The 9958-nt window shown below is 66.0% G+C and carries 13 protein-coding genes; 5 read left to right on the top strand and 8 right to left on the bottom strand.

The features are described from left to right. Window positions 1-151: 151 nt before the first annotated feature. From psb28 to KBY65_RS09175, 3 genes are read left to right on the top strand one after another with little or no spacing between them, the layout of a single operon-like run. Window positions 152-523 (top strand): photosystem II reaction center protein Psb28, encoded by a 372-nt coding sequence (gene psb28, locus KBY65_RS09185; protein ID WP_094559567.1) that lies wholly within the window; start codon window positions 152-154, stop codon window positions 521-523. A gap of 4 nt (window positions 524-527) precedes the next feature. Further along, window positions 528-1613: an AI-2E family transporter gene (locus KBY65_RS09180; protein ID WP_255001387.1), complete on the top strand. Its 1086-nt coding sequence runs from the start codon at window positions 528-530 to the stop codon at window positions 1611-1613. Between the two features lie 4 nt (window positions 1614-1617). After that, the gene (locus KBY65_RS09175) at window positions 1618-2619 is read left to right on the top strand and encodes an AI-2E family transporter (protein WP_094559565.1); all 1002 of its coding nucleotides are present in this window, start codon (window positions 1618-1620) and stop codon (window positions 2617-2619) included. 4 nt (window positions 2620-2623) lie between these two features. Here KBY65_RS09175 and KBY65_RS09170 read toward each other — a convergent pair whose 3' ends face one another. The 7 genes from KBY65_RS09170 to rsmA all read right to left on the bottom strand — a co-directional run bounded on the left by KBY65_RS09170 (window position 2624) and on the right by rsmA (window position 8575). Beyond that, a complete protein-coding gene (locus KBY65_RS09170; protein ID WP_254987296.1) occupies window positions 2624-2803 on the bottom strand; it encodes a hypothetical protein in 180 nt (59 codons plus the stop codon). 28 nt (window positions 2804-2831) lie between these two features. Next, complete coding sequence (secF, locus tag KBY65_RS09165) at window positions 2832-3812, bottom strand: protein translocase subunit SecF (RefSeq protein ID WP_233128463.1); 981 nt, start codon at window positions 3810-3812, stop codon at window positions 2832-2834. 7 nt (window positions 3813-3819) lie between these two features. Then, the gene (secD, locus tag KBY65_RS09160; RefSeq protein ID WP_094559562.1) at window positions 3820-5301 is read right to left on the bottom strand and encodes a protein translocase subunit SecD; all 1482 of its coding nucleotides are present in this window, start codon (window positions 5299-5301) and stop codon (window positions 3820-3822) included. 1 nt (window position 5302) lies between these two features. Further along, complete coding sequence (locus tag KBY65_RS09155) at window positions 5303-6286, bottom strand: pyruvate dehydrogenase complex E1 component subunit beta (protein ID WP_255001385.1); 984 nt, start codon at window positions 6284-6286, stop codon at window positions 5303-5305. A gap of 192 nt (window positions 6287-6478) precedes the next feature. Next, window positions 6479-6811, bottom strand: a complete 333-nt coding sequence (locus KBY65_RS09150; protein WP_094559560.1) for a DUF3082 domain-containing protein — start codon at window positions 6809-6811, stop codon at window positions 6479-6481. Then, entirely contained in the window at window positions 6808-7743 is a 936-nt protein-coding gene (ispE, locus tag KBY65_RS09145; RefSeq protein ID WP_254987293.1) for a 4-(cytidine 5'-diphospho)-2-C-methyl-D-erythritol kinase, read from the bottom strand. The genes KBY65_RS09150 and ispE overlap by 4 nt, the downstream gene beginning before the upstream one ends. Then, complete coding sequence (gene rsmA, locus KBY65_RS09140) at window positions 7736-8575, bottom strand: 16S rRNA (adenine(1518)-N(6)/adenine(1519)-N(6))-dimethyltransferase RsmA (protein ID WP_094559558.1); 840 nt, start codon at window positions 8573-8575, stop codon at window positions 7736-7738. The genes ispE and rsmA overlap by 8 nt, the downstream gene beginning before the upstream one ends. Before the next feature lie 24 nt (window positions 8576-8599). Between rsmA and KBY65_RS09135 the strand changes: the two genes are divergently transcribed. Continuing rightward, on the top strand, window positions 8600-8947 hold the full coding sequence (locus KBY65_RS09135; RefSeq protein WP_198953837.1) for a hypothetical protein: 348 nt from the start codon (window positions 8600-8602) through the stop codon (window positions 8945-8947). A 32-nt stretch (window positions 8948-8979) separates the two neighbouring features. On the opposite strand, the gene KBY65_RS09130 is transcribed toward KBY65_RS09135, so the two are convergent. Next, on the bottom strand, window positions 8980-9345 hold the full coding sequence (locus KBY65_RS09130; protein ID WP_094559557.1) for a YraN family protein: 366 nt from the start codon (window positions 9343-9345) through the stop codon (window positions 8980-8982). 105 nt (window positions 9346-9450) lie between these two features. Here KBY65_RS09130 and KBY65_RS09125 point away from each other — a divergent pair, with 105 nt between their 5' ends. Continuing rightward, on the top strand, window positions 9451-9954 hold the full coding sequence (locus KBY65_RS09125; protein ID WP_094559556.1) for a pentapeptide repeat-containing protein: 504 nt from the start codon (window positions 9451-9453) through the stop codon (window positions 9952-9954). Window positions 9955-9958 lie beyond the last annotated feature (4 nt).

Genomic DNA, 9958 nt, shown 5'->3' with positions numbered 1-9958 from the left:
GCAAGCTGAGGGAGGGAGCACTGCTCAGGGCCGCTCAGGCCCCTGCAAAGAGCAACCCTCCGAGCTCACCCCCAAGCAACGGGGAGAGGGGAAGCTGTGCCTGCTGGAATGTGCGACAGGCTCCTAGGATTGATTTTTGTCCCCGCTTGCCATGGGCGCCGCCATTCAGTTCTTCCGCGGGGTGGATGAGCCGGTCGTGCCCGATATCCGCTTAACCCGCTCCCGCGATGGCCGCACCGGTCAGGCCCTGTTCGTGTTCGAAGAACCCGACGCCCTCGCCCCTGAGAGCATGGGAGACATCACCGGCATGTTCCTGGTGGATGAGGAGGGCGAGCTGGTGACCCGTGAGGTCAAGGCCCGCTTTGTCAATGGCAAGGCCAGCGCCCTCGAGTGCACCTACACCTGGAAGAGCACCGAAGACTTCGACCGCTTCATGCGCTTTGCCCAGCGTTACGCCGACAGTCACGATCTCGGCTTCTCGAACAACAAGGGCGAAGATCAGGCGGAGCAGGACGAGGCCTGATCCCTTGAAATTCGGCCAATGGCTGGGGCTATTGGCGCTGGTGGCAGCCCTGGTGCTGCTCTGGAACCTGCGCCAGAGCCTGATGCATCTGTTTGCTGCCGTGGTCCTGGCGATGGCGCTCTGCACCCTCGTGGGTGCCATCCAGACCCGCCTGCGCTGCTCCCGTCCAGTTGCCCTGTTGCTCAGCCTGGGCACGGCAACCCTGCTGCTGGCGGTGGTGGCCACGGCGGTGATTCCCCCGTTCGTCGACCAGTTCAGCCAGCTGCTGAGCAAATTGCCGGCGGCCGCCGAAACCCTCCTGGAGCTGCTGCGTGATGGCCTGGCTCGGGTGAGCCAGATGCTTTACGGCAATCGAGAAGGCGGATTGTCCTGGCTGCGCAATGGCCTGATCGGCGGAGCCGACGCATCCAGCGGCTTGTCGTCTGGTCTGGGCGGCAGCCTGGGGTCCGGCGCCCTGCGACTGGTGGGGCTGGCTGGTGGTCTCGGCACCGGCTTGCTGCAAACCCTGTTTGTATTTGCAGTGGCCCTGATGGTGGCGGTGCAACCCGTCGCCTATCGCGAGGTGGCCGTGTTGCTGGTGCCTTCGTTTTACCGGCGCCGTTTCCGCCAGGTGCTGGTGCAATGCGGCGAGGCCCTGAGTGCCTGGATGGTGGGAGTGCTGATCAGCTCCCTGTGTGTGGGCACCCTGGCGGCCATCGGCCTGAGCCTGCTGGGTGTGAAGTTGGTGGCCGCCAATGCGCTACTGGCGGGGCTGCTCAACATCATTCCCAACGTGGGACCAACCCTCAGCACCCTCTTTCCGATGTCGGTGGCCCTGCTGGATGCCCCGTGGAAAGCTGCAGCGGTGCTGGTGCTTTATGTCGCCGTGCAAAATCTCGAGAGTTACCTCATCACCCCGTCGGTGATGCACCACCAACTACGGCTGCTGCCCGGTCTCACCCTCACGGCCCAGCTGCTGTTCACGGTGGTGTTCGGCCCCCTCGGCCTGCTGCTCGCCCTGCCCCTGGCGGTGTGCTTGCAGGTGATCGTGCGCGACCTGCTGATCCACGACATCCTGGATCCATGGAAACGCCACCGGCTGGCCCCTTGACCCCATGAACGGCCGCACGGTGCTGGGGGCTCTGGCCCTGATCGTGTTGGGGTTGCTCAGCTGGGAATTGCGCTGGGTGCTGCTGGTGCTGTTTGGCGCGGTGGTGCTGGCCGTGGCCCTCGATGTGCCCATCACACTTCTGCGGCGCCTGCTACCGCTGAACCGGCCCGCCGCCCTGGTGTTGGTGCTGGTGGCCCTGGTGCTGGTGGGTGGGCTGCTGGCCCAACTGCTGTTGCCGGAACTGCTTCAGCAGATCAGCCAACTCTCGGAGCTGCTGCCGGCCCTCGCCCAAAGGTTGGCCGACCTCGCCGGTCAGGTGCGTTGGCTGCCCGGCCTGGAGCGCCAGCTGATGGAGCTGGGCACCTGGGACAACCTGCAACCCCTCGGCAGCCAGCTGCTGGGGTTTGCCGGCGGGGCCGCCAACACGTCGATCCAACTGGTGTTAATGGCCTTGCTGGCCATCCTGCTGGCGCTGGATCCGCGCAGTCACCAGAAGGTTGTAGTGGCGCTGACGCCGAGCTTCTTGCGGCTCCAGATGGGCCACCTGCTGAGCGAATCCCGCCAGGCCCTTGGAGGCTGGCTGGCCGGCATGACCCTCTCCGCCGTGAGCGTGTTTCTGCTCACCTGGGCGGGGCTGGCGCTGCTGGGGGTGCCCCTGGCGCTACTGAGCGCCCTGATCTGCGGCCTGCTCACCTTCGTTCCCACCATCGGCCCCACCGCTGCCACCCTGCTGCCCCTGGCCCTGGCCCTGCTGGTTTCGCCGGCCAAGATGATTCAGGTGCTGGTGTTGCGGGTGGTGCTCCAAAACGCCGAGGCCTTTCTGCTGACGCCGGTGCTGCTGCGTCGCACGGTGAATCTGCTGCCCACCGTGGCCCTCACCGCCCAGCTGTGCCTAGGGGCCCTGCTCGGATTGCCCGGGGTGTTGCTGGCCCTGCCCCTGGTGGTGGTGCTGCAGGTGCTTTGCGAGGAAGTGGTGGTGAAGGAAGTGATGGATCGCTGGACCTAGTTCTTTATCTGGGCCGACCGCGGTAGCGCTGCAGGAGCGAGGGCAGGAGCAGCAACACCGCCACCGCCAGCGGATGGCTGCGGATCGCCGCCCCCAACCCTGCCAAGGTGAAGTGTTCCAGGAGCAACTGCAACTCAACCCGCAGATCCAACAGGGCCAGCAGGCCCAGCGATACGGGGACCATCGCCCAGCCAAGCCTCCGCAGTGAACGGTCAGCGACGGGACAGTACCGGCAGCAGGGTGGGTGCCACCCCGATGCTGGACCAGGCGCCTACGAGGATGCCGAAACTGAGGGCAATCGCGAACCAGTACAGGGTGCTGCCGCCAAAGAAGATCAAGGCGATCAGTGGTAGCAGGGTGGTGAGGGAGGTGTAGACGGAGCGGGTGAGTGTGCTGATCACAGCTTCATCGGCCTGATCCGCCAAGGGGAGGTCCTTGAGCTGGTTCCGCTTCTCACGGATCCGATCAAAGATCACCACCGTGTCATTCACGGAATAGCCGGCAATGGTCAGCAGGGCCACGGCGAACAGACTGTTCACCTCCACCCCGGCCAGCAGACCGAGCCAGGCAAACAGACCGCAGGTGATCAGCACGTCGTGGGCCAGGCACAACAACGCCAGGGCCGCATAGATGCGGTCGTAACGAAAACTGATGTAGAGGGAAATGCCCACAAAACTCACCAGCAGCGATACCAAACTGGCCTGGAGCAACTGGGAGCCCAGCGTGGGGCCGATCGTGTCGATGGACAAACCACCGGGCACCGTGTCTCCCACCTGATCCTGGAGCGCCTGCAGCACCACCTGGGCCTGATCCGGACTGAGGCTGGGGGTGCGCGCCACCAGGGAGCGGCCGCCATCCAGCAGCTGAACCGAAGCCCCAGCCAATGCAGGGGCTGGATTGGCGCCATCGGCGGGCAGCTTCAGGGCAGCGAGCGACCGCTGCAGGGTGGAAACCGTCAGAGGGGTGCAAGCGGACTCGCAGCGCCGCTCGAGTTGGATCTGGGTGCCTCCGGTGAAGTCCAGACCCGGCCGCAGTGGGGCTCGGATCGACGGAGAGGTCCAGCTGAGGGCCATCCCAAGGATGCTCAACACCAAAGCCACCAGCGACAGCAGCCAAAGACGGCGGCGATGACGGTTGACGCGGAAGGCGAACATCGGCCGGCTGGTGGAGGAAGGGGCAGGGATGGGGGGCATGGTCAACTCAAGCCACTCGCTCAGAGCGCTGGGCCAGCGGAATGAAGTAATCGATCCGGCGCAGGGCTGGATAACTCATCAGCACCCTTAACAACGTGCGGGTGCAGGTGAGAGCACTGAACAGGCTCAGCAGCACACCGATGCCAAGGGTGACCGCAAAGCCTTTGACAAAACCGGTGCCCAGAGCGAAGAGGGCGATACAGCTGATCAGGGTGGTGACCTGTCCATCGAGGATGGAAGACAAGGCGAGGGAAAAGCCCGTGTCGATCGAGCGAATGAGGGTGTTGCCAGTGCGCAACTCCTCCTTGAGCCGCTCGAAAATCAGCACATTGGCGTCTACCGCCATGCCCAGCGACAGGATAAATCCGGCAATGCCTGGCAGGGTCAGGGTGACGGGAATCAGGGCATAGGCGGCCAGATTGAACAGGCCATACAGAGAGAGGGAGATCACTGCCACGATGCCGGCGAGGCGGTACACCACCACCATGAACACCGCTACCAGCAACAGGCCGGTGAGGGCAGCCAGCAGGCTGGTGCGGATGTTTTCGGCGCCGAGCGAGGGGCCGATCGTGCGCACCTCCAGAATTTTCACCGGCAGGGGCAAAGAGCCTCCGCGCAGCTGCACCTCCAGATCACGGGCTTCTTCAGCGCTGAAATTGCCGGTGATGCTGGCGGAGCCACCGGTGATGCCGGCCGCCTTGAACTCAGGGCCCACGCTGGCTTCGCTGATCGAGCGCCCGTCGAGCACGATCCCCAGCAGGCGCCCTGTACCGGCAATCGACTGGGTGAGCTGGGCAAACTTGTCGCCCCCATCCTTGTTGAAACTGAGGGTCACATCCCAGCCAGGTCCGCTCTGCTGCTGCTGCCGCCCAGCAGTCACGAGATCCTTGCCACTGAGGCTGGCCGGCTCAAAGAGCGCCACGATGTCAACGTTGATCCGCTGAAGATCGGCCTGCACCTGCTCGCGGTCGATTTGCTTGGGGTCTGCCTGGCTGGGGTCTGCCTGCTGGGAATCGCTGGTTGACGGTGCACTGTCCTGGCTGGGCTGGCCCAGGCGCGCCAGCAGGGCCGTGGCCTGACGCTTCAGGGTGAGCAGCTCCTGCATGCGCTGCTCCGTTCCCGGTTTCTGGGCCCGAAACTCCAGCAGGGCCGTGGTGCCGAGCACGGTGGCCGCCCGGGTGGGGTCCTGTTCGCCGGGCAGCTGCAACACCAACTGGTCGTCGCCGACGGTTTGCAGAGTCGACTCAGCCACGCCCAACCCATTGATGCGGCGATCGAGCACGTCCTTAACGGCGTCGAGCTGCTCTTTGCGGACGGTGGTGATGGCTCCGGCAGGCTGGACCTGCAGGGTCAACTGGCTGCCACCGCGGAGATCCAGGCCGAGCCTCTGCCCCAGCGGGGTGGAGGGGCTGTTCCAGCTGAACAGCAGGGCTCCGGCCGCGATGGCCAGGGCAAGGATCAGGGCAAACCACCCCTGTTGGCGGGCCATCTCAGATCTGGCCCGCGAGCAGTTGCTGGGCCGCGGCGACGATTTGGTGGGGCTGGATGATCGTCAGGTTTTCCAGGGCGCCGTTGTAGGGCGTGGGGATGTCCTGGGAAGAGAGACGAATCGGCCGGGCATCGAGCTCGTCAAAGCAATTCTCGGTGATCAGAGCAATGAGCTCAGCGCCGATGCCGCCGGTCTTCATGCACTCCTCCACCACGATCACGTTGTGGGTTTTGCGGATCGAGCGGGCGATGGTGTCCATGTCGAAGGGTTTGAGGCTGATCAGATCAATCAGCTCCACGCTCACACCATCCTTCTCCAGCTGCTCCACCGCCTTGAGGCAGTGGTGACGCATGCGGGAATAGGTGAGGATCGTGATATCACTGCCCTCGCGCACAACTTCCGCTTGATCCAGGGCGCAGATGTAGTCGCCCTCGGGAATGTCTTCCGAAAGGTTGTACAGCAGCACATGCTCAAAAAAGAGCACAGGGTTGTTGTCGCGGATCGCCGCCTTCATCAACCCCTTGGCATTGGTAGGGGTGCTCACCGCCACGATCTTGATGCCGGGCACCGCGTGGAAATAGGCCTCAAGGCGCTGACTATGCTCCGCCCCCAGCTGCCGACCGACACCACCGGGGCCACGCACCACGGTGGGAATCGTGTAGTTGCCGCCGCTAGTGTAACGCAGCATCCCCATGTTGTTGGAGATCTGGTTGAAGGCCAACAGCAGGAAGCCCATATTCATGCCCTCCACGATCGGGCGCAGACCCGTCATGGCAGCCCCCACGGCCATGCCGGTGAAGGCGTTCTCGGCGATCGGGGTGTCCAGAACCCGCAGTTCGCCGTACTTCTCGTAGAGGTCCTTGGTCACCTTGTAAGAACCGCCGTATTGGCCGACGTCCTCGCCCATCACGCAGACGTGCGGATCGCGGGCCATCTCTTCATCGATGGCCTCGCGGAGGGCGTTGAAGAGAAGCGTCTCTGCCACGGCGGGAAGGCGATTCCGGCACAGGACCGGTGGTGCCGCCAACTTATCTCAGCCGCTAGCGGCGGCAGTGGCCTCAGCCCCCGGCAGCGAACGTGGAGAGCAGCAGCACCGACAGCAGCATGCCGGGCAGCAACAGCGTCACCAACAGACCAAGGTCGTGGGGGGTCATAGGACGGCGCTAGTGGATGGAGGTTAGGGAGTTTTACCCGACTCCACAGGGGCTGATCCGGAACCGGACACCAGGCTGCGCACGAACACCAGGGCCAACCCCACGGCAATGAAGGCAAAGCTGAAGGTGGCCAGGAAGGCCATGCCCACAATCAGGGTCTTGAGGGCGGTGGCAATGCTCTGGGCAATGGCAGAGCTGTAACTGGGCGGGTGCAGGGCGTAGTAGCTCACCATCCGGCGGCTCAAGCCCAGGGCAAACCAGGCCAGCAGCCCGGCGGTGAGCGAACCGGACAGGAAGCTCAGGGGGCCCTTGCGGGGAGCCGCATCGGACTCGGTCGGGGGATTGGGGTCGCTCACGCCTCCAGGCTGACACCTCGGTTGCTGAAGCCACAACACCAGGCCTCAAAGCCCGCCTGCTCGAGCTGGGACGCCAAGCCGGCCTGGGCCGCCTGCGCCTCGGCGAGGCCGGCGAAGATGGCAAACAGGCTCGGGCCCGATCCGCTCATGGCCACCGCCAGCGGGCCTTCGGCCTGGCGCAGCAGAGCCAGGCCCTGCCGCACACTCTCCACCTCGGGTTCCACCACGGCCTGCAGGTCATTGCGCAGCGCAGGCAGGGCAGCGCCCTGGTGCAGGGCCTGCAGCAGCGGCCCCTGGCGCAACGCCTGACGGCGTTGCTCAAAGTCGTGCTCGCCCTGGAGGTAAAAATCACCCCGCATCGCCTTGCAGCGGCCGTAGGCCCAGGGGGTGCTGACACTGACCTCGGGGTGCTTGATCAACAGCACCGCCAAACCCAGGGGCTCCGCGCGCTCCACCGGCTCCAGCCGCTCGCCACGGCCGAAGCACAGCTGGGTGCCGCCATCGAGGCAGAACGGCATGTCGGATCCGAGCTCGGCGGCCATCGTCTGCAGGGTCTCGGCATCAAAGCCCAACCCCCACAGGGCATTGAGGCCCACCAGGGCCGCCGCCCCGTTGCTGGAGCCACCGGCCAACCCGGCACCGATGGGGATGCGTTTCTCAAGCACAATCTCGGCGCCCAGCTCGGAAAACCCCGAACGGGCCCGCAACAGCTCGCCAGCCCGCACGATCAGGTTGCTGCCATCGGTGGGCAGGTCGGCTCGGTCGCAGCGCAGGCTGATCCGGGCATCGGCGGTGGGCTGCAGCCGCAAGGTGTCCGCCAGCTCAATCGACTGCATCACCATCGCCAGCTCGTGGAAGCCGTCGGGTCGCAGGCCCAACACCTCCAGGTGCAGGTTGATTTTGGCGGGGGCCCGCACGCACAGGTCAGCCATGGGCGGGAGGGGGCGCAGTGACAGTGGTGGTCTGATTCAAGCCGCCCGCCAACGCCACCCAGGCTGACGGGGCGATCTCCTGGGGCCGTTGCTGCAGGTTGATACCCGCCGCTGCCACCAGCTCAGCCAGCTGGGCTTCCGGGAGCAGGCCCGCCAGAGTGTTGCGCAGCATCTTGCGTCGGGCAGCAAAGCAGCGCTTCAGCAGCATCTCCACGGTGCGGGCCAGCAGCGGCACCAGCTGCTGGGCAGCTGGCAGGGGCTCCAGCAGGATCACCTCGGAGTGCACCTGCGGCGGCGGCTGAAAACAGCGCGGGGGAACGGCACAGACGCTGCGGCAGTGGGCCATCAGCTGCATCCGCACACTCAACGCCGAGTAGGCGCTGGCCCCTGGCTGGCAGCGGATGCGCTCCCCCACCTCCCGCTGCACCAACAGCACCAGGCGCTCGTAGGGGCGGGCAACGGGTCGATCGAGGCGGCCCACCAGGCGCTCCAGCAGGGGGCCGGTGATGTTGTACGGGATGTTGGCCACCACCTTGTTGGCTGCCGGCAGCTCAACCGCCAGCACATCGCCTGGGGTGAGGCTGAACCGCGGTTCGCCGCCAAAACGCTCCTGCAGACCGTGCACCAGATCGCGATCGAGCTCCACCGCTGCCACCACCCCCGCCGGCGAGGCCAGCAGCCGCTCGGTGAGCGCTCCCCGACCCGGCCCCACCTCCAGCACCCGATCGGCGGGCTCGAGCTCTGCGGCCGCCACGATGCGGCCGAGCACCCCCTGATCCACCAACCAGTGCTGGCCGAAACGCTTGCGGGCGCGGTGGGCAGCAAAACTCATGGATGACGCTGCAGTTGCTCCACATTGCCTGTCTCCCCTCTCCGCCTCGCCCAGCGGCCCACCCCCGCGCTGGCCCGTCTGCTCCTGACTGGATCGCTGCTCGCCGGAATGCTGCTGGCTGGCATCGCGGGGCTGTCCCCCGCCGCCCGCGCTGGCAGCGCCACCGCCTCCTCGATCTGGAACAAAACCAATGCCCTCGCTCGGGCACGGCAGCAGCTGCCGCCGGGGGCTGTCATCACCGGCGAACACTGTCAGGAGGTGGAGGTGGGGATCGGCAACATCCGCTATCTCTGCACGGTGGAGTTCAGCCCCGCTCCAGCCGTCAGCACACCCACCTCCACTCCGACACAAACTCCGACCCCGACACCCTGACGCCTGGCCTTGACCCGATGCGCCGTGGTCGCTTAGCCGTCTGGGCGAATCCAGCGCACCGGGCCGGTCGCCGGGGCGAGCGGCACCAGGGCATACACCATCTCCACCGGGCTCTCGGCCCAGGTTGGCTGGCTCTCGAGCCAGCAATGCCAGGCCCGCTCCAACCGCTGACGCTTACCGCGCCGTAGGGAGCCGACCCCCCAACCATCGGGGCCAGGCCGGCGCCGACCCTTCACCTCCACCAGCAGCAGTCGCCCCTGCTTCTCCAGCACCAGGTCGAGCTCGCCCCAGCGGCAGACCCACTGCCGGGCCAGCAGCCGCCAGCCACGCTGCTGCAACAGGCGCAGGGCGCGCTGCTCGGCCCAGTCGCCCTGACGGCGTGCGGTGGTGCGTGGCATGGCCCTCCCCGGTGTGGCCTCAGGGTTCCCACAAGGGGTCGAGCATCCCGGCGGAATGGCCCTCCTTAGGCTGGGATGAGCTGAAAGGTTGCCATGCATCCGCCGATGTCTCCGAAGCGCGGCCCACACCGCCTGGCTGGCTGGGTGCTGGCGCTGCTGCTGGCCCTCGGCACCACCTGGCTGGCCCCCGCCCCGGCCATGGCCGCCATGGATGTGGCCAAGCAGGTGCTGATCGGCGCTGATTTCCACGACCAGGATCTGCGCGGCGCCACCTTCAACCTCACCAACCTGCGGGACGCCACCTTCGCCGGCTCCGATCTGCAGGGAGCCAGCCTGTTCGGCGCCAAGCTCCAGGACGCCGATCTGAGCAACACCAACCTGCGCGAAGCCACCCTCGATTCGGCGATCTTCGATGGCACCAACCTCACCAATGCAGTGCTGGAAGATGCCTTTGCCTTCAACACCAAATTCACCAACGTGGTGATTGAGGGGGCCGACTTCACCAACGTGCCGCTGCGGGGCGATGCCCTCAAAACCCTCTGCGGCGTGGCCAGCGGCACCAACCCCGTCACCGGCCGCGACACCCGTTCCTCCCTGGGCTGCAGCTGACCCC

The sequence above is a fragment of the Cyanobium sp. Alchichica 3B3-8F6 genome (assembly GCF_024346435.1).
Lineage (GTDB): Bacteria > Cyanobacteriota > Cyanobacteriia > PCC-6307 > Cyanobiaceae > Cyanobium_A.
Note: the sequence above shows the minus strand (reverse complement) of the source record. Positions and strands in the feature narration are given on the sequence as shown.

Bases quoted from the DNA above. Each gene is read 5' to 3' on its own strand.
- rsmA (WP_094559558.1), bottom strand. From the start codon at position 8,575: ATGAGTTTTGCTGCCCACCGCGCCCGCAAGCGTTTCGGCCAGCACTGG.
- secF (WP_233128463.1), bottom strand. From the start codon at position 3,812: ATGCCCCCCATCCCTGCCCCTTCCTCCACCAGCCGGCCGATGTTCGCC.
- KBY65_RS09130 (WP_094559557.1), bottom strand. From the start codon at position 9,345: ATGCCACGCACCACCGCACGCCGTCAGGGCGACTGGGCCGAGCAGCGC.
- KBY65_RS09125 (WP_094559556.1), top strand. From the start codon at position 9,451: ATGTCTCCGAAGCGCGGCCCACACCGCCTGGCTGGCTGGGTGCTGGCG.
- KBY65_RS09175 (WP_094559565.1), top strand. From the start codon at position 1,618: ATGAACGGCCGCACGGTGCTGGGGGCTCTGGCCCTGATCGTGTTGGGG.
- KBY65_RS09170 (WP_254987296.1), bottom strand. From the start codon at position 2,803: ATGGTCCCCGTATCGCTGGGCCTGCTGGCCCTGTTGGATCTGCGGGTT.
- ispE (WP_254987293.1), bottom strand. From the start codon at position 7,743: ATGGCTGACCTGTGCGTGCGGGCCCCCGCCAAAATCAACCTGCACCTG.
- psb28 (WP_094559567.1), top strand. From the start codon at position 152: ATGGGCGCCGCCATTCAGTTCTTCCGCGGGGTGGATGAGCCGGTCGTG.
- secD (WP_094559562.1), bottom strand. From the start codon at position 5,301: ATGGCCCGCCAACAGGGGTGGTTTGCCCTGATCCTTGCCCTGGCCATC.